16 protein-coding genes are annotated in these 19,120 nt (G+C 44.9%); 12 read left to right on the top strand and 4 right to left on the bottom strand.

Annotated features, from left to right (window positions below):
• Positions 1 to 2 precede the first annotated feature (2 nt).
• Together AKJ31_RS04565 and AKJ31_RS04560 are read left to right on the top strand one after the other, a co-directional pair.
• On the top strand, positions 3 to 1,595 hold the full coding sequence (locus tag AKJ31_RS04565) for an ABC transporter ATP-binding protein (RefSeq protein ID WP_053407891.1): 1,593 nt from the start codon (positions 3 to 5) through the stop codon (positions 1,593 to 1,595).
• Positions 1,596 to 1,751: 156 nt separating this feature from the next.
• Positions 1,752 to 2,555 (top strand): MetQ/NlpA family ABC transporter substrate-binding protein, encoded by an 804-nt coding sequence (locus AKJ31_RS04560; RefSeq protein ID WP_053407890.1) that lies wholly within the window; start codon positions 1,752 to 1,754, stop codon positions 2,553 to 2,555.
• 54 nt (positions 2,556 to 2,609) lie between these two features.
• Here the strand turns inward: AKJ31_RS04560 and AKJ31_RS04555 are convergent, their stop codons facing one another.
• Entirely contained in the window at positions 2,610 to 4,382 is a 1,773-nt protein-coding gene (locus AKJ31_RS04555; RefSeq protein WP_053407889.1) for a sensor domain-containing phosphodiesterase, read from the bottom strand.
• 371 nt (positions 4,383 to 4,753) lie between these two features.
• Here AKJ31_RS04555 and AKJ31_RS04550 point away from each other — a divergent pair, with 371 nt between their 5' ends.
• Positions 4,754 to 5,644 carry a LysR family transcriptional regulator gene (locus AKJ31_RS04550; RefSeq protein ID WP_053407888.1) on the top strand — a complete coding sequence of 297 codons (891 nt, stop codon included), beginning with the start codon at positions 4,754 to 4,756 and terminating at the stop codon, positions 5,642 to 5,644.
• On the opposite strand, the gene AKJ31_RS04545 is transcribed toward AKJ31_RS04550, so the two are convergent.
• Positions 5,625 to 6,257, bottom strand: coding sequence for a response regulator transcription factor (locus tag AKJ31_RS04545; RefSeq protein WP_053407887.1), 633 nt, complete (start codon positions 6,255 to 6,257; stop codon positions 5,625 to 5,627). The genes AKJ31_RS04550 and AKJ31_RS04545 overlap by 20 nt on opposite strands.
• 247 nt (positions 6,258 to 6,504) lie before the next feature.
• Here AKJ31_RS04545 and AKJ31_RS04540 point away from each other — a divergent pair, with 247 nt between their 5' ends.
• The 5 genes from AKJ31_RS04540 to vctC all read left to right on the top strand — a co-directional run bounded on the left by AKJ31_RS04540 (position 6,505) and on the right by vctC (position 10,760).
• On the top strand, positions 6,505 to 6,948 hold the full coding sequence (locus AKJ31_RS04540) for an RNA-binding S4 domain-containing protein (RefSeq protein WP_053407886.1): 444 nt from the start codon (positions 6,505 to 6,507) through the stop codon (positions 6,946 to 6,948).
• A gap of 191 nt (positions 6,949 to 7,139) precedes the next feature.
• Positions 7,140 to 8,051, top strand: coding sequence for a siderophore ABC transporter substrate-binding protein (locus tag AKJ31_RS04535; protein WP_053407885.1), 912 nt, complete (start codon positions 7,140 to 7,142; stop codon positions 8,049 to 8,051).
• Between the two features lie 67 nt (positions 8,052 to 8,118).
• On the top strand, positions 8,119 to 9,057 hold the full coding sequence (gene vctD / locus AKJ31_RS04530; protein WP_053407884.1) for an iron chelate uptake ABC transporter permease subunit VctD: 939 nt from the start codon (positions 8,119 to 8,121) through the stop codon (positions 9,055 to 9,057).
• Entirely contained in the window at positions 9,047 to 9,997 is a 951-nt protein-coding gene (vctG, locus tag AKJ31_RS04525; protein ID WP_053407883.1) for an iron chelate uptake ABC transporter permease subunit VctG, read from the top strand. Before vctD ends, vctG begins: the two co-directional genes overlap by 11 nt.
• A gap of 7 nt (positions 9,998 to 10,004) precedes the next feature.
• Positions 10,005 to 10,760, top strand: a complete 756-nt coding sequence (gene vctC, locus AKJ31_RS04520) for an iron chelate ABC transporter ATP-binding protein VctC (protein WP_053407882.1) — start codon at positions 10,005 to 10,007, stop codon at positions 10,758 to 10,760.
• Positions 10,761 to 10,831: 71 nt separating this feature from the next.
• On the opposite strand, the gene cueR is transcribed toward vctC, so the two are convergent.
• A complete protein-coding gene (gene cueR, locus AKJ31_RS04515) occupies positions 10,832 to 11,218 on the bottom strand; it encodes a Cu(I)-responsive transcriptional regulator (RefSeq protein ID WP_053407881.1) in 387 nt (128 codons plus the stop codon).
• A gap of 44 nt (positions 11,219 to 11,262) precedes the next feature.
• Positions 11,263 to 12,231 carry a helix-turn-helix domain-containing protein gene (locus AKJ31_RS04510; protein WP_053407880.1) on the bottom strand — a complete coding sequence of 323 codons (969 nt, stop codon included), beginning with the start codon at positions 12,229 to 12,231 and terminating at the stop codon, positions 11,263 to 11,265.
• A 118-nt stretch (positions 12,232 to 12,349) separates the two neighbouring features.
• Between AKJ31_RS04510 and AKJ31_RS04505 the strand changes: the two genes are divergently transcribed.
• The 4 genes from AKJ31_RS04505 to AKJ31_RS04490 all read left to right on the top strand — a co-directional run bounded on the left by AKJ31_RS04505 (position 12,350) and on the right by AKJ31_RS04490 (position 18,927).
• Positions 12,350 to 14,347 (top strand): TonB-dependent siderophore receptor, encoded by a 1,998-nt coding sequence (locus AKJ31_RS04505; RefSeq protein ID WP_053407879.1) that lies wholly within the window; start codon positions 12,350 to 12,352, stop codon positions 14,345 to 14,347.
• A gap of 83 nt (positions 14,348 to 14,430) precedes the next feature.
• Complete coding sequence (locus tag AKJ31_RS04500; protein ID WP_053407878.1) at positions 14,431 to 14,721, top strand: DUF2218 domain-containing protein; 291 nt, start codon at positions 14,431 to 14,433, stop codon at positions 14,719 to 14,721.
• A gap of 359 nt (positions 14,722 to 15,080) precedes the next feature.
• Entirely contained in the window at positions 15,081 to 16,274 is a 1,194-nt protein-coding gene (locus AKJ31_RS04495) for an acetate/propionate family kinase (RefSeq protein WP_053407877.1), read from the top strand.
• A gap of 295 nt (positions 16,275 to 16,569) precedes the next feature.
• Positions 16,570 to 18,927, top strand: a complete 2,358-nt coding sequence (locus tag AKJ31_RS04490) for a hypothetical protein (protein WP_053407994.1) — start codon at positions 16,570 to 16,572, stop codon at positions 18,925 to 18,927.
• Positions 18,928 to 19,120 lie beyond the last annotated feature (193 nt).

Below are 19,120 nucleotides of genomic sequence, written 5' to 3'. Positions count from 1 at the left end.
GCATGAGTAAACCAGTATTAACGATCAACGGATTATCGGTTGGGTTTGGGCGCGGTGATGCGATTGAGCAGGTGACCCATCAAGTTTCTCTATCGGTGAAGAAAGGCGAGACTCTAGCTCTGGTAGGCGAGAGTGGTTCAGGTAAGTCAGTAACGGCAAACTCGATACTTAAGCTATTACCGAAAGGGTCGTCACATTACATGGAAGGCAATATCGACTTTGACGGCGTTGACATGCTGTCGTGCTCTGAGCGGCAACTGCGTGGTATTCGCGGCGGGCGTATCGGCATGATTTTCCAAGAGCCGATGGTGTCACTCAATCCACTGCATAAAATCGGTAAACAGCTGGTGGAGACGTTGTCGATCCACCGTGGTGTAAGACAAAAGAAAGCCGAAAGTATTGCAATCGAATGGCTTGGAAAGGTGGGCATTCGTCATCCTGAAATCAAGGTCAATGCGTATCCTCATGAGCTGTCTGGCGGTGAGCGCCAACGTGTGATGATTGCCATGGCGCTAATTAATGAGCCAGAGCTTTTGGTCGCCGATGAACCCACAACCGCGCTCGATGTGTCGGTTCAGGCGCAGATCCTAGACTTGTTAAAAGAGCTACAGCAAGAGCTGGGTATGGCGATGCTGTTTATCACCCATGATTTAAGCATTGTAAGGCGCATCGCTGACCGAGTTGCGGTAATGCAGGACGGAAAACTGGTTGAACAAGGCGAATGCCATGCTTTGTTTCATGCGCCTAAGCACCCGTACACCAAGTTGCTAATCGATTCTGACCCGCGTGGTGAGCCAGTACCAGTTCAATCCGAGTCACAAAACATCCTTAAGGTGAACAACCTGAGAGTATGGTTCCCGATCACTGGAGGGATCTTCAAGCGTGTGGTGTCGCATGTAAAAGCCGTGACGGACATGGGCTTTGAGCTGAAAAAAGGTCAGTCGATCGGTTTGGTTGGTGAAAGTGGTTCGGGTAAATCGACTACTGGCATGGCAATCCTCAAACTGGTGCGCTCTGAAGGCTCAATTAGCTATGAAGGGCAAGAACTACAAGGACTTGACCGCAACGCAATGCTCCCTTATCGCAGTAAGATGCAAGTGGTGTTTCAAGACCCGTTTTCAGCGCTTAACCCGCGTATGTCGGTAGCGCAGGTCATCGGCGAAGGTTTGCGTGTTCATCAACAGTTGGATGAGCAAGAAATGGAACGCATGATCGTCGAAGTAATGGAAGAGGTTGACCTTGATCCTGCATCTCGCCACCGTTATCCCAATGAGTTTTCTGGTGGGCAAAGGCAGCGTATTGCGATAGCGCGTGCGTTGATCTTAAAACCAGAGTTTATTCTGTTGGATGAACCGACTTCTTCGCTCGATCGAACCGTGCAAGCGCAGGTGTTAGATTTGTTGAAATCGCTACAGAGTAAGTACGGCTTGAGCTACCTGTTTATCAGCCATGACCTCAATGTGGTGAAGTCGTTATGTCACTACACGATAGTGATGAAACAAGGGCAGATCGTTGAACAAGGCGACACCCATACCTTGTTTAGCCAACCTAAACACGCGTATACGCAAGAGCTGGTCTCGCTCTCCTCATTTTAATTCTTCACGCTAACAAGACGCCGCCTTAAATGGCGGTTTTTTCATATCTGGATTCGGCGTTTTTATTTTAATAAAGCTATTGCATAACGTTAGGTTATCGGTATTATGGCGGTTTAGATGGCTAAACGTCTATATTCTAATAATAAGGAGTTCATAATGAAGGGATTGAAAAAAGTTGGTCAATCTTTGGGTATCGTTGCGTTGGTGTTTGGCTTAGCTGCCTGTGGGGAACAGGAAAGTAAAGAAATCAAAGTCGGTGCGACAGTTGGACCTCACGCTCAAGTGGTTGAAGCAGTAGCCAAAGAAGCCGAAAAGCACGGTTTGAAAGTTAAGGTTGTTGAGTTTTCAGACTACATTACGCCCAACGCGGCTTTGGAAGATGGCAGCATCGATCTGAACAGTTATCAGCATCAGCCGTTCCTAGACAACTACAACAGCAGTCAGAATGCGAATCTGGTTTCGACAGGCAATTCTATCTTGATGCGCATGGGCGTTTACTCTAACAAGTACCGTTCGATTGAAGAACTTCCTGAGCAAGCGCGTATCGCGATTCCAAACGATCCCACTAACGGTGGCCGTGGTTTGCTCTTGTTTGCTGATGCCGGTCTTATCAGCTTAAAAGACGGTGTCGGTTTTAAAGCGTCGTTGAACGATATTGTTGAAAACCCAAAACAATTTGAATTTGTTGAAGTAGACGCAGCGCAACTGCCTCGTACGCTTGACGACGTTGATGCTGCTGCAATTACGATGAACTATGTGATGTCTGCAGGTTTAGATCCTAAGAAGCAGGGCATTTACCTAGAAGCGAAAGACGCGCCTTTAGCGGTAATGGTGATCGCCAGCCGCGCGGAAGATAAAGACAATGCTGAGTACAAGAAGTTTGTCGAAATCTATCAATCGCAACCGATCCGCGATTACCTACAGCAGACCTTTAACGGTACGATTGAAGCGGCGTTCTAATCATTAATATCGATAATAGAAACGGTCCTTAATGGGACCGTTTTTTGTTTCTGGCTATATCAGAGTGTAGTGGCTGGCGCTTGCTAGCGAGAGCGGCTTAGAGAACCAATAGCCTTGCAGGTATGACGCCCCCATCTCAGTAAACATCCGCTGCATTTTGGCGTTTTCGATACCTTCGATAACAATGTCGACGTCATAGGTTCGGCATAATTGCGTTACAAACGATAGATACTCAAACGTTGCTGGGTTTGTCATCGAGCGTTGAGCGATTGAACGGTCGACTTTTATCTGCTGCAGCGGTAGGTCAAAGAAGCTGTTCAGAGAGCTGTATCCCGCCCCAAAGTCATCAAGTGATAGCTGGAATCCATATTCTTTCAGTCGGTTGAGTTGGATAACGGCGTTTCTGTTGCCATCTAGGATGAGTGTTTCGGTGAGTTCAAGGACGATATTGTGCGGAGAGATTTGGTATTGGTCGGCGATGGTTTTGACGGTGTCAGGGAAGCTATGGTTAAGCAGTTGAATGACAGAGACGTTGACATTAATGCGTACTGGGTTTTCATGTGTGGTGTTGTACTTATGTAAGAACTCACACGCTTTGCTGAAGACCAAGTACCCTAAGTCAACTATCAATCCTTTCTTTTCCGCGACGGAGATAAATTCATCGGGGAAAATATCGCCAAACTCTTTGGACTTCCAACGAACCAGCGCTTCAAAACTGGCGACCTTGTTGCGTTTTGCACAAACTATCGGTTGGTATTTGACCGAGAGCGTTTCCTGCTTAATGGTGTTACCGAGCTCTCTCTCGATGAAAAAATGTCGGTCTACTTTTGCTTTGGTCTTGCCGTTGTAGATGCTGACCTGATGAGAGTCTTGCTGGCTAGCAAACTGACTGGTGCGTGAGGCTACTTTTATTGCCTCGTCGGTGCCTTTATGTTTCGGAAAGTTCGGATAAATACCTAAGCTGATTTCTGTGCCGTAAAGAAAGTCGTTGGCTTTGACCGAGTCATAGTAGCGCTGCGAAATCTTTTGTCCTAACTCTAACAACTCGTCTTGGGTGTAGTCGCCGCTAATTAGAATGGCAAAGTCATCGGAGCGAATACTGTAGAGGTCAAGAGAGTGGAGTGGGAAGTAGTTCAGAGCGTGTTTCAGGTGATTTAATACATCGCTAATGATGCCGGTGCCGTATAAAGATAAGTAGGAGCGAATGTTGGCGATTTGAATGTAGATTAAACTGTGTTTTGCGGGACCGAGCGAGGCGTTTTCAATGTCCAACTCGAGTTTATGTTCGTTCGCCAATGTTTCACCGCTTTCAACAAACCGAGAGTGTTGGGCAAAGGCATGTTTTCGTTTGGTGTTATAAACCCCTTTATGACACCCAATGATCACGCGTTTGCCATTGATGATTTTAGTGACAGCCGTGCCTTGTATCCAAATGTAATTGCCTTCTTCATTCCTTACCCGATATTGTGTGCAGAGCTTACGTCCCTCGTGTCGGATGTATTCATCCACTTTGCTCTGAAGTAAATCGCGGTCAAGTGGATGAACACGCTCAAGCCAAGTCTGCAGGGTAGAACAGCCCGTTAGGTTGCCAAATTGTTCGTAAAAGGTAGAAGAGTAGAAACGCACGTGTCCGGTATCGGACATATAGAACAGGCCATCATTCAACACATCCGCAATATGGCGAACGTTTTTATCCATCAACTCATCTAATTCTGCTTCTGTCAGAGTCAAAGGTTGTGACTCTTGTTCCTCATCGACAGAAATCGCGTAATCGGATTGATCTGTAACCTTGGGAGTGAATGCAATACTACTAAGAGATTGTGACATAAATTATGACGTACCTACCGCAACAAACGTCAGGCTAAAGGATTAACCATCGGCTCGATAACACTGATTTGTTGATCATTTGTTTAAAGATATGCTACTGCAATACTATGAAAGCTAAGTATTTTACTTCTTTATATCGCGAGTTGATCAACTAAACGAGATTACACTTTTATATTCAATGGCATTGGGGTTTTATTGTGAACTCTGTCGTTAAAATGGGGTTAATTTGCGTTTAGTTCGTGAACTAAAAATTTAGTGTTGTGCAAAAATATGAATAACCGCTTTCATGTACTAGTAAGTATGTATTAACCTTAGTATTTTGTGTGCTCGCGTCCTGCATACACTTCAAATTTGAAAGGTCTTAAGTATAGATGAAATCGCAACTTGATCTGAACTTACTCAAAGTGCTGACACTATTAGACAAGCATCGACAACTGAAACCTGTTGCTAAAGAGTTAGGTAAAACGGAAAGTGCGGTGAGTAAGTACTTTGCCAAACTCCGTGAGCAATTGGGTGACCCACTTTTTGTTCGCGGCGCGCATGAATACGAACCAACAGACTACGCACTGCAATTGTTACCTGTCGTCAGGCAAGGCTTAGATTTGATTGATGGCGCAGTGCGAAAAGAAGACTTTGACCCACTGACCTATGACGAGCCGATTTATATTGCTCTTCCTAGCGTAGTTCAGTTTTTAATCGGCAGTGATCTGCTGATCGACCTTATTACCACTTTTCCTAATGCCGAAATCAACATCACTTCTTGGGGTGACAATTCAGTTCAAGACATCTTTGAAGGCAATATTGACCTAGGTGTGCAGTACTTTAATCCTGAGGTGAACAAGGTTATTTATCAGTGCCATCTGGGTAAGTGTGAAGGGGCGATTTTGTGTTCGAGCAAATACGCAGAAAGAACCATCGAAGAAAAGCTCAAAATGCCGGTTGTGATTATGGAAATGAAAGGCTGGCAAGAGAAGAAAGCGGCGATTAAGTTGGCACTTGAGAACAATGGCTACGAAGTCAAAAAGCTTGCGACGGTTGATAACATTACGTGTTTATTCGAGTTATTGAACAAGCTTGAGTGTACGACGTTTATGCCGCTAGTTAAGTCGCTCGAAAAGAGAACGGATATTAATGTGACGGTTTTGCCCCAATGCCTTGAATTGGAGCAACTACCGTCTGTTGTCGCTTATCTAAAACTCGTTAATCAAAGTAGCCCACTGCATCAGCTTTTGATTTCAAAGATCAAGCAACATCTTTTTTGAGTTCGGCCATCTCAACGTACATATGCTCTTGCAGGTTCATCAGTTCAACAATCGAGCTAACGCTGTACTTCTCAAGAATACGTGACTTGTACGTACTGATGGTCTTTGAGCTTAACGATAGAAGCTCCGAGATCTTTTTGTTGGTGTAGCCTTTCACTAGATAGTTGAAGACGATGGTTTCGCGGTTGGATAGAGCAACATTACTGCGCTTACGGCAAGGCGCTTGTTTAAACATTGCATAACCTCTCACTACACTGATGATTGCTTCTTTCAGAGCTGGAATCGGTTCGTTTTTCGCGATGTAGCCATTCGCGCCCAGTTTTTGTGCCGTGTTGACATACATTGGGTGCGAGTTGCTTGAAATAAACAAGATCTTTCCGCGATAGCCGTGTGCTCGAGCGCGGCGGACAAACTCAAAACCGTCCGAGTTTTCTAAGCTCACATCTAGAATAACCAAATCAATGTGTTGGTTGCGTACCATCTGCGCGCCAAAAATCGCTGAGTTAGTTTGGAATACTTGCGCCTTTGGCAGACTCTCTAAAACCAATTGCTCCAACGCATCACGCATTAGTGGCTGGCTATCGATAACTAATGTTTTGGTTTCTGACATCATGATTTTTTACTCTTGTTATTCATTGTTTAAATCATCCATGTGTTTGTTCCGTGGAGATAATGTAAGTCAAACCTGACGGAAAAGGTGGAAAGCAAACCTTTCCAGTTAGGAAAGATGGTCATCAGTGTGTCAGTTATGTCAGAGGTTTGTTATGCCGTTCGGTAAAGCGTGGCGAACTTTAGTTTATTTCTATTGATAGAGCGATTAGACTCAGCAACAAATGATATTAAGTAATTAAGAGAAGGCTATGAGCGAAGAATTCGATCAAGGCGAAGAGATTGAAATTGAAGCTATCGGTATTGAAGTTTCATCGCAACCTATTGAGCTATATAAAGTATTTAAGATTGCTAACTTGGTTGGTGGCGGTGGTGAAGCCAAACATTTGATTGCCGAAGGATACGTAGCAGTTAACGGTGAGCTTGAGACACGTAAACGTCGCAAAATGTACGACGGTGACTTTTTCGAGTTCAACCAAGAATATTATGTGGTGGTTTGCGATGCTCCGGTTAGCGAACCTGAGCCAGAAGCAAAAAAAGTAGCACCTACGCTGAAACCGGCGAAGAAAAACAGCAATAAAAAAGCCAGTAAGAGTAAATCTAGCGCTAAACCAGAACGCAATAAGAGTGCTGATAAACCTGAAAAGGGCAGCGACAAAAAGCGTAACGGGCGCTCCGAAATCGACTTTTTCTAGCTTTATCTTTCTAACGTTAAGGAGACCTCTGGTCTCCTTTTTTGATCCCGCGAGTTTCTGTTTTCTTTTGTACTTTATCGACAATTGCCTACTCATTAGCCGCTTGGTAGCAAAAAGCGAGATTGGGTAGTGACAATAATGCAAATCTAAATGATAATGCATTGCATTTGATACGCATAAGGATTAATAGCATGAAACTTAAGGCAGTTGCGCTAGCGATGACCATTGTGGCGATGGGCGCCAATGCAAAGGTTGTTGAGATTGAACATACCCAAGGTAAAACCAAAGTCGAGACAAACCCAGAGCGCGTTGTCGTGATTGGTCTTGGTCCTTTAGATACGGTAAAAGCATTTGGTGTCGAGCCAGTGGCAGTCTCTACCGTAAGTATGTTCCCAGAGTATCTTGCGCAGTACCGCAACGGTGATTTTGTTTCTGCTGGCAGCCTGTTTGAACCTGACTTTGAGACGATTTACTCGCAAAAGCCTGATCTGATTATTGTTGGTCCTCGCGGCGCAGATAAGTACAAAGAGCTCTCTGAGATCGCACCAACCATCGTTTATGCGTTGGATGCTAATAAAGGCTACTGGGAAAGCACGCAGCAAGAATGGCGCAAACTGGGCGAAGTATTTGAGAAGCAGCAGTTTGTTGAAGACCGAATCGCTCAATTGGATGGTGCATTCAAAGAGATTCGCGAATACAACCAAGCAAACAAAGTGGATGCATTAACGGTAATGAGTGCGGGTGGCAACATCACAACCTTCGGTTCAATGTCGCGTTTTGGCTCTATCTATAAAGATTTCGGTTTTGTGCAAACGGTGGATGGTGTGAAAAACACCCGTCATGGTGATTTGATCTCTTACGAGTTCATCCGCGAGAAGAACCCTTCAACGCTGCTTATCGTTGATAAAGATATTTTGATCAACAAAGGTAAGAGCAGCAACGTTAAACGTGATTTCGAAAACGACCTTGTAAAAGCGACCGACGCTTACAAGAACGACAAAATGGCGTACCTAGATATCAACGCTTGGTACTTGTCGATCGGCGGTATGCGCGCGACGGAACAGATGATTGAAGACGTTAAGTTCGCCTCAAGCGTGAACTAATTTTCGTCGGATATGCAAAAGAGCCTCGAGCCATGCGCTTGAGGCTTTTTATTTCAAGAGGTTTGTTTTGAAGAAGTTATCGTGGGCACTGATTGTTTTAAGTGTCGTGTCTTTGTTTGTCGGTATTGGTAAGCTCAACTTACCGTTACTTCTTAGTGGTAACGTCGACAGCTGGGATCTATTGTTTACCAGCCGAATTCCCCGCTTAGCCGCTGTACTGCTTGCTGGCGCAGGTTTGAGTATTGCAGGCTTAATCATGCAGCAAATCAGCCAGAACAGGTTTGCATCGCCGTCCACATCGGGAACGATTGAATGTGCCATGTTGGGGTACGTGCTGAGTTTGGTCTTTTTCGGCAACGGTAACCAGTTGTGGCTCATTTTCGCGGTATCGATGGGCGGCACGCTGTTGTTTGTGCAGTTTATCAACCGCATCCAGTTTAAGAATGCCGTGTTCGTGCCTTTAGTCGGTATCATTTTTGGTAACGTGGTCGATTCATTGGCGACGTTTGTTGCGTATAAATACGATGCGGTGCAAAACCTTTCAAGCTGGACGGTCGCGAACTTTGCCAACTTACTGCAAGGTGACTACGAACTGCTGTACGTCGCGATTCCATTTGCGATTTTCAGCTATATCTACGCGACGCGCATTTCCGCGGTTGGTCTAGGCAAAGACTTTGCGGTTAACCTCGGCTTGAACTACCAACAAGTGCTGATCATCGGTGTGTTGTTGGTGTCAGTAATGTCGGCTTCGGTGGTGATGATTGTAGGCATGCTGCCGTTTCTTGGTCTAATCGTGCCGAACTTGGTGAGTCGCTTCTACGGCGATAACCTAAGACGCAATATTCCTCTTACCGCGTTACTCGGCGCTTTGATTGTCTTGTGTTGTGATTTGGCTGGCCGTCTGATCATCTTCCCTTATGAGATCCCAATTTCAACCATCATCAGTATTCTCGGTGGTAGCGTGTTTATCTTCTTTATTCTTAAAGGAGAACGTCATGCAAGATAGAAGCAAACTTCTGCTACTTGCGCTGATGGCGCTGGTGTTTTCTGCATTGTTTATCGGTATCGGCCTGAATGCAGACAACTATCAATACTTCCTTTCGCGTCGAGTCCCTAAGGTGCTTGCGATTGTGATCGCCGGGATAGCGATAGGGCAGTCTGCATTGGCGTTTCAGACGATTACCCACAACCGCATTCTAACGCCGGGCATCATGGGCTTTGACTCGCTCTACATGTTCACCAAAGTGCTGGTGGTGGTGATGTTTGGTGGCCTTAGCGGCATTGCGATGAACAGCTACTTCAACTTCGTGATCTCTGTTATTGCGATGCTGGGCTTCTCGTTCTTGCTGTTTAGTTTCTATTTCCGCGGTGAGAGACAAAACCTGATGGTGCTCTTGTTATTGGGTGTGATTCTGGGCCAGCTGTTCGGCAGCATCTCATCGTTCTTCGTTATGTTGATGGACCCAAATGAGTTTGCCAGCGTGCAAGCCAATATGTTTGCCAGCTTTAACAACATCGATGTGGATTTGGTCTATCTGTGTACGCCGCTATTGCTGTTTATCTCGTGGCGACTGTACCGACTCAACCTCACGCTGGATGTGTTTTGGTTGGACAAAGATAACGCAACCAGCTTGGGCGTTGATGTTAAAAAGGTCACCTTGCACGTACTGATGCTTTCCGCGGTGTTAATCACCATCGCCACGGCGTTGATTGGACCGTTGATGTTCTTCGGCTTGCTTGTGACCAACCTAACCAGAGAGCTGTTTAGAAGCTACCAACACAAGGTGCTGCTTGCGGGCGTGTCGCTGTTGTCTGTCGCGGCGCTGCTTAGCGGCCAATGGGTAGTGGAAAACTTGTTTGGCTTCGAAACGACACTCAGTGTTGTGATTAACTTTATCGGCGGGCTGTACTTCTTAAGCATGCTGCTACGCAATAAGATCGTTTAGGGTAGATATGATTACATTAAAGAACCTGAAAAAAGTATTTGGTCACTCAGCGGTGGTCGACAATGCGAGCGCCGAGTTTGAGAACGGTAAAGTGACCGCGATTATCGGCCCTAATGGCGCAGGTAAAAGTACCTTGCTGTCGATGGCGAGCCGACTGGTCAGCAAAGACAGTGGCGAAGTGTATATCGATTGCAAAGAGCTCGCAGAATGGGACAGCAAAGAGTTGGCGAAACGTTTGGCGGTATTGCGTCAGGCAAACAACATCACGATGCGCTTTACGGTTCGCGAGATGGTTTCGTTTGGTCGTTTCCCTTACTCGCAAGGCAAGCTTACTGCAGAAGACAACAAGATCATCGACCAAGCTATCGAGTATTTGGACTTGAACGAGATTCAAAATAAATACTTGGATGAGCTCAGTGGCGGCCAGCGTCAGTTGTCGTTCATTGCCATGGTTATGGCGCAAGACACCGATTACGTCTTTTTAGACGAGCCACTGAACAACTTGGATATTAAACACTCGCTGCAAATCATGCGTAATGTCGGCCGTTTGGCGCACGAGATGAAAAAAGCTGTCGTGGTGGTTATCCACGATATCAATTTTGCTGCTTGCTACTCAGATAAGATCATCGCGCTGAAGAACGGTAAAGTGGTCGCACAAGGTAAGGTTGAAGAAGTGATTCAAGCTGACATTCTAGAAAGTATCTACGAGACGCCATTCAACATTATTGAAGTTGATGGCAAGCGAATGTGCACTTATCACTAAGGCGCATAGTGAACTAAAAAAAGCCCGAAGCTGATGCTTTGGGCTTTTTATTGTGTTCGTTTTGTTTAGAGTTATTTACTCAGCTCCGCAATAATAGGGCACTGGCTGCCTTCATCACCCGGACAGGCAGATACCCAACTTTTAAGCTGCTTTTCAATCTCTTTCAGCTCGCGGATTTTCTCTTCGACTTCTTTGAGTTTCTGTTGGGTCTTCTCTTTCACTTCGCGGCTGGTTCGGTTTGGATTGTGTGCCAGCTCGACAAACTCTTTACACTCAACGAGCGAAAAGCCCGCATTTTTAGCGCGCGAAACCATGTTAAGTTCGTGAATATGCAACTCACGGTACTCTCGATAACCCGCTTCGCTGCGACCCGGCGGGGTGATCAAACCTTTGTCTTCATACAGTCGTATAGATTTGCTGGATAGTCCCGTTAGTTTTGATACTGCACCGATATTCATCATTTACCTCGAAAGCCCAAATGCACTTGAGCGCGTAGCCGTTACTATGTTTTTACTACTTTTGCGGGTGGAATGCCAAATGCTTTTTTAAACGCAATGGTGAAGTTGGCAGGGTGGTTGTATCCAGCTTCGTAGGCGGCTTCTGTAATGGTGACGAGTCCTTTTTCCAGATTATGCTTCGCCAGCCTTAGACGTCGCTGGCGTATATAACTGTTGATGGTAATCCCGACATGGGATCGAAATACCCGCTGCAGGTTTGAACTGCTCATCGAAAAGTGCGCGGCGATACAATCTATCGTTAGCGTCTGCTTTAAGTGCCTTTCAATGTAGTTCAGCACATCTTCAATACGGCTGCTGATGGCGCTCGGGAGCGCACTTTGATCGTATTGGCTGGTGGAATCGGGCAGATGGTCAAACATCTCTTCTACGACTTGCAGGGCGAGAGATTCGATCTTCAAGCGAGTACTGAAACATTGCGGCTGTTCACACTGCAATATGGATAACACCAGTTCACGCATTTTTGGACTGACTTGCGAGCGAACATAACTGAGGTGTTGAGAAGTGAACGAGAAAGGATCGCCAAGCTCGCTTAAACGCGACATCACCCATTGAGAGTGAAACAACAAGTTCACTTTCAGTAGTCGATTGTGCTTTTCAATACCGCGATGAAAACTGGCCGCTTGGGTGAGGTTCACCAGTATGGCTTCAGGTTGTGTGTTTCCGTCGATAGTGAACTCAAGCTCGTCGTAGCCGAACGTCAAGCTTCCTTCTAGCACGACTGTGATGATCATCGCTGCAGAAGTCGACGCGACAACATGCGAATCCACTAACTCCGTGCTTTGCCCACCATAGATAGCGAAACATTGCGGCACTTCGTAGTTGATCAACTTGCCTTCCACAATCGGAGTATTGCTAAAACGGTTTTGACTCATAATCACCTGTTTGTCATTTTCCACCACGGTTTGGGTTAAAACGACCTTAGGGACATTGGTTTGCGCGTGACCAGACTCCATTTGGCGATTCCTCATAACAGTTATGCGTTTTTGCATAACTGGAAATACTTCTCGTTAATCACATTGATATTTATCATACATGCGAATTGTTATCATTACCAGTTAGGAAATTAAGCTCATGGGAAGGGTTAATCGCAAACCTCTAAACAAATCATTGCTTTGTTGCGCGGTCGGTATCGCGATAAGTAGCACTACCGCCTTTGCGAATGATGAAACCAGCCATTTTGACGAAGTGCTGGTTTGGGGAACCAAAGTGTCATCAAACACTGAAACGGTCGGCGCGCAAGATATGTCGCTGAAACAAGCGGGCCATATGTCGGATCTACTGCGGGACATTCCAGGTGTGGATGTGGGTGGCACTCATTCGGTCAATCAACGGATTAACATTCGCGGCCTAGGCGAAACAGATCTAGATATCCGCCTAGACGGCGCGTCGCAGCACGCTAACATGTTCCACCACGTAGGCAACTTAACCTTAAACCCAGATATCCTCAAAGCGGCGGATATTCAAGTGGGTAACAACTCGGTGACGCAAAACGGCATTGGTGGCTCGGTATACTTTGAAACCAAAGACGCCAAAGACTTGCTGCGCAGCGGCGAAACATACGGCGCGCGCGTATTTGGCGGTTATGCATCGAATGCGAACCGACAAGGTTCATTAACCGTATACGGCTTGTTGACGGACTCGGTTGACGCAATGCTGTATGGTCACTTTATTCGTCGTGACGACTTTGAAGATGGCAACGGTAACGATGCTTTCGGCACAGAAGGGGATACTTACAACATTCTCGGCAAATTGGGTTTTGAGTCTTCTGAAAATCATCGTTTTGAACTCGCTTATGATCTCTATCGCGACAATGGCGATTACCGCCCACGTCCAGATATGGGCGCGGACGCAAACCAAGGTTTATCTCAAGACCTCTTGTTACCGACCGATTATGACCGTGACACCATCACACTTAGCTATGAGTTAGATACCGACAACCACTCAGGCAAAGTGGTCGCGTACAGCAGCCAAACCACCATTGACCGAGATGAAAGTGAAACGGGTTGGGAGCGCATGGGGCGCGCTTCAAGAAACGAAGCAACCAACCACAACTTAGGTATCAATGCCAAATTCCAATCTGACTACACACTGGCGACCGTGGACAACCGTGTGACTTACGGTGCGGACTACATGGACAAAAACAGCTCCAGTAAGTATGGCGGCGTGAAGTATATGGACGAAACCGCCATCTCGACCGCTGTGTTTGCCGAAAACCAAGTTTACATCCTCGACAACTGGAGCGTGACGGCTGGTCTTCGCTACGACCATTACAAACGAGAAGCAGAAACCAGCAACAAAACGTTTGACGATGTGACATGGGCGCTGGCAACCGAATGGGATATTACTGAAGACTGGACCGCATTTGCGAGTGTTCGCAGCCTGTTTAAAGGCCCAGAGTTACTTGAGTCCTTCGTTAAGTACCAACAAGCCTCTGTTTTAGCGGATGACATTGAAGCGGAAACCGGTTTAAACCGCCAAGGTGGTATCCGTTACAACTCTCAATTCGGTGGCCACTTTGTTGGCGCGAGTGTCACCGTGTTCCAAACCGATATCGACGATTACATTAACGAAGAGTGGAATGGCAGTGGTTACACTTTCGAGAACATGGGCGACGTGGAAATCGAAGGTTTTGAAGTCAGTGCCTCGTACGGCTATGAATCATTCAACTCTAAAGTCTCTTACTCGCGTTCAGACGTGGAAGATAAAACCAACGGCGGCCCGGTAATGCGTGTCGACGGCAGTATGGATATGGGGGACAGCATCGCGTTAACCCTTGATTACACAGCAGATAGTATTGACACCATCTTTGGTTGGACATCATTAGTCGTTCTTGAAGAAGACAACGTGCTCGAAGGCACAGATCCAAAAGAAGCCTACGATGTGCACAACATTTATGCTCAGTGGGTGCCTGCGAGTTACCAAGACTTCTCAGTGACCTTTGGCGTCGACAATATCTTTGACGAAGCTTACGTTTCTCACTCGTCAAGAATCGGTGATGCTCGTGGCTTTGTTGCGAATGACTACGAGCCAGGACGCAACTTTAAGCTGTCTGCCGCTTATCAATTTTAACAACAACGCAAGTAGGCTAGTAAGGCTGCTCGAAAGGGCAGCTTTTTATATAACAACCACCAATAAAAATGTAAGGAAGTCACATGGAGCAGTTCACGGTTATCCAATCAGAGCACGCCAGTAAGTATTTGGTTGTGCTGTGTCGACACTTTGGTCGCAAAGTCACCGCCACATGGGATGACGAAAAAGGTGAAGTTCAGTTCCCAGTTGGGCAGGCTTACATGACAGTAAATCCCGAGCAAAGCAGCTTAACCATCCGCTGCGTCGCTGAAAGCGAAGATAAGCTAAAAGGGGTCATTGCGATTATTGACTCACACGTTGATATGTTTTCAAGGCGAGAAACCATCAACTTAACTTGGCAGCCATGCAGTTAGCGGCTAACAATTGAATCAAAGGTAGATCGTCGCCACCATTCAAAAATAGTTGAGTGGTGGCTTTTTAGATTGATTTTTCCTCGTGATACGCCCGTTTATCGACTGTTACCCAGTAAAATAAAGGGGTGAAAGGTGCAGTTGCATAAGAAAAATCTGAGAACAAAGTGCTCTATTTGTGAGCGAAATATTAATTTCTAACTTCGAAATAAATTGAGGGTTGTGTTAGATCAACAAAATTTGATTGATTGCTGGAAAAGACATCAAATAAAGTTGAAAGATTCAAAAAATATTGAATAATGGTAAGCATAAGTATCGAAGCATAGTGCTTTCACAACTTGGTCTGAAACAGGATACCCCCAATGTCTAATTCGTATGTACTGGTGATTAACTCTGGTAGCTCTTCACTAAAATTCGCAGTTATCGATTCTAAATCAGGTGACGCGATTGTATCTGGTCTAGGCGAATGCTTTGGATTACCAGAAGCGGTAATCAGCTGGAAGTACAACGGTGAGAAAACCGAAGAAGCGATTACAGCAGCGGATAATCATCACCAGCATGCGATCAACCGAATTGTTGCTCTAATCGAAACATTAGGCTTCAGCGAAAACCTAGTTGCCGTGGGTCACCGTATCGTACATGGCGGAGAAAAATTCACGTCTACAGTTCGTATCAACGACGAAGTACTAACAGAAATTGAAAACTTGTCTGACTTAGCACCGCTCCACAACCCGGCAGGCGCAAAAGGCATTAAAGCAGCTATGCTCGCTTTCCCAAGCCTTCCTCAATTTGCTGTTTTTGATACTGCGTTCCACCAAACAATGCCTAAAAAGGCGTTTACTGGCGCGATTTCTAACGAGCTGTACAAAGAATATGGTATCCGTCGATACGGTTTCCACGGCACTAGTCACTACTTCGTGAGCCGTGAAGCGGCAAAAATGCTCAACAAACCAATCGATGAAGCGAGCTTCATTTCTGTTCACCTAGGTAACGGTGCATCGGTTTGTGCGATCAGCAACGGCCAATCTGTTGATACATCAATGGGCTTTACTCCACTTGCAGGCCTAATGATGGGCACACGTTCTGGTGACCTAGACCCAGGCATCATCGAGTTCCTAATGAAGAAAGGTTGGACGCAAGAGCAAGTATTCGAAACGCTTAACAAGAAGTCTGGTTTCTTGGGTGTTTCAGGCCTAACTTCAGATGCGCGTGGCATTCTTGAAGCGATGGAAAACGGTCACGAAGATGCGAAACTGGCGTTCGAAGTATTTACCTACCGCGTAGCGAAATACATTGGTTCTTACCTGATCCCACTAGACAACCTAGATGCGGTTATCTTCACAGGTGGTATCGGTGAAAACTCACTACCAATTCGTCGTGAAATCCTAAGCAACCTAAAACTGCTTGGTTTCGTGGAAGACGAGAAGGGCAACGAAGACGCTCGTTTTGGTAACTCAGGTGTGATTGCAAAATCTGAGTTACTAGATGCCGTAGCGATGGTTATCCCAACCAACGAAGAATGGGTTATCGCACAACAGTCAGTAGAGTTGCTGTAATCTGAGATTAAAAATGAAAACAAAAAGCGAGCCTAGATGGCTCGCTTTTTTGTATGTAGGACAAAGAGTTAATTGATAGGCATGCTGTGCTATTTAAGGCGAATTCGGAGATATAGAGTTAAGGCTCTAGCTTGTTTATGCCCCAAAGTTTGTTAGCTCCAGTACTGCTCGTTTTTGCGCAAAAGCACAACCAAATATGCAACAGAGTGATATTATTGATAGTGCTATAACCGCGTATCCTATGGTTCAGAAACTAATCCACAGGATTAAAGGAAGAAATAACTCGGACAGAATCATGAGTAAAAATAGTAAGCTTCGCAGAGATGCTAAACGGAAAAAAGCTAAAAAAACGAACAAAAATACAAATGCTACCCCACAAAAATCAGACACTGCTTCTATGCCAGTTATGACACAGGTCAACAATCCATTTTCGGGATTATCCGACGAACAACGCAAAGAAGCACTATCTAAAATGGGAGAAAAAAGTAAAGAGGTCGTTATTGAATCTCTCGATTTTTTTGAGGACACGTTGCGTAAGTATGACGCTATAACATTGATCTCTAATATTGCGTGTTATGGCCTTACTGTTGGTGTAAGTGATTCAGGAGTATCGTCAAGGGATTCTGCCTCTGGAGTACAACAAGCGCATGTAGAGTTACTTCAAGCAATTTTGTTAAAAATACCTGAGGATGAAGTTGGTTTATACCCGATAACTCCAGATGTTGTGCAAACTGTTATAGATAAACTTCAGGAAGTTAGTCAGGCGTTTGCATTTAGTCGAATTAGTGATAGTTCGATTGAACTTTCCGATAGCGAAAGTGCAATAAGCCTCATTCAAGAAAAGCTAAGAGGTCACACTCAGATAGTTCGAAACTGGGGTTTCTACTCTCAAGTTAAAACGGTGTGTAAAGAGTTATACTCAAATTTCGATGGCTTGCTGTCTAATAAGTTGGGCTTTACCGCTTCGGATATCATTGCAACTTTCGAAGCCCTAACAGACATCATGGAAGATAATTTATCACAACGCTTTAAAGTATTGTCTGAGCTTACCACGGCAAAGAAACCATTTGATCTGCTGTTAAGGTATCACCAGTTGATTGGTCAAGGACAAAAGGAAGCTGAAGAATTTGCACGCCAGATAGATATATCGCGCATGTCTAAGCAGAAAGTGTTTGCAATGTGTTTGTTCCATTTCGATTTGAGAATGGCGGACTACTATCTGATTGACTTCGATAAGGTCTCTGAAGCAACAGGCTTGGATCCTTGCAAAGTAAAAGAGATTGCTGATTTGTTCTCGTATTCTCTTGGTGATTTAAAAAATAAAAAGACCTTCTTCTTTTTTCTAGATAACCCTGTTTGGCACAAACCAATAATTGTTTCTGGAAACAAGTACTACTGCATGCTACCTCAGCTATTCTTTAGTTTCGCTCTAGGTACGTTAGACGAGATAGTTGAAAAATATGATAAAGAGGGGCTACATAAGCGGCGAGCCCTATATTTAGAAAATAAAATTGAAAGCATTGTAAAGACACGCTTTCCTACCTCTAAAGTCGTCTCTGGGATTAAGTGGATCCATGATGATGCGCAGTACGAAACTGATCTTATCGCTTTTATTGATTCGCATGCGATTATCATAGAAGCCAAATCTCACAAAATCTCGAAACCAGCGTTGAGAGGCGCCCCAGATCGAATAAGAAGGCACCTTCAAGAAGTACTGATTGATCCTAGCGTTCAGTCCTATCGTTTAGAGCAAAAACTTAATGAAATTCGAGATGAAAATTTACTTGATGATTTAGTTGAGAACTTTCCGATTAATATTCACGACATTAATAAGGTTCTGAGAGTTTCGGTATCATTGGAAGACTTTGCTACCCTTCAGTCAAACTTACGCTTATTCGAAGCAACTGGCTGGCTTCCTGATGAGTTTGTAGCTTGTCCTTCTATGAATATCGGGGATTTTGAAACCTTGTTCGACCTCTTAGAACATCCAGTTCAGATAGTGCATTACCTATTGAGAAGGACAGAACTTGAAGAGAATTACAAGTTTGTTGGTGATGAATTAGACTTCTTAGGACTATATCTTTCAACTTTGCTGAACATGGGAAATATGGCTGATGATCCATCTGTGGAGATGATTATTACTGACATGTCAAACCCAATAGATCTCTACTATATGTCTAAAGAACAAGGGATTAATGTAGATAAGCCTCAGCCAAAGACGTCGCGTTGGTTCAGAGATATATTCCACACACTTGAACAAAGAGCGACACCCCGATGGAGTGAGATCGGCTGTATTTTGAATCGCTTTCCTCCAGACGATCAAAGAAAGATGGTGAAGCATATTGAAGACCTTTCGAAAATTGTCCAAAGAAACTGGAAAATCGAAGGTCACAAAAATAGCCTGATCTACAGTCCGCCTGAGAGTTCAGAGTATGCTTTAGCTGTCGTGCTATTTAAAAATGAAAACCGTGAAAAGCGCTATGATTTTATTGACAATGCATCGTCAATGGGATTAGAGCCTGACCATGTAAAGTACTGCCTAGTTATTGCAGTGAATATTGATCAGGAAGACCATCCTTATCACTTCATTGCACTGACTGAGAAAGAAATATCAGATGCCAAGAGTCTAGAAGAAGTAGCTAACGTAAGTTAGCACTTAGCTTAGCTCCAATTTCGGTGGACAAGGGAAGTTCACCAACCACATTAAGGAAGGTCATTTAGCTGCAATATTGGAAGAAATCCGAACAGTCAGATTCCTCCATGGGTAGTAACTCACTTTTGTCCAAAAGTTTGCTGGTTATGCTGTACTAATGACGAGTGGTTTATCGCAAAACAGTTAGTAGAAT

It is taken from the genome of Vibrio hepatarius, assembly GCF_001274785.1.
GTDB lineage: Bacteria > Pseudomonadota > Gammaproteobacteria > Enterobacterales > Vibrionaceae > Vibrio > Vibrio hepatarius.
The sequence above is the reverse complement of the archived record's forward strand: the minus strand, read 5'-3'. Positions and strand labels throughout refer to the sequence as shown.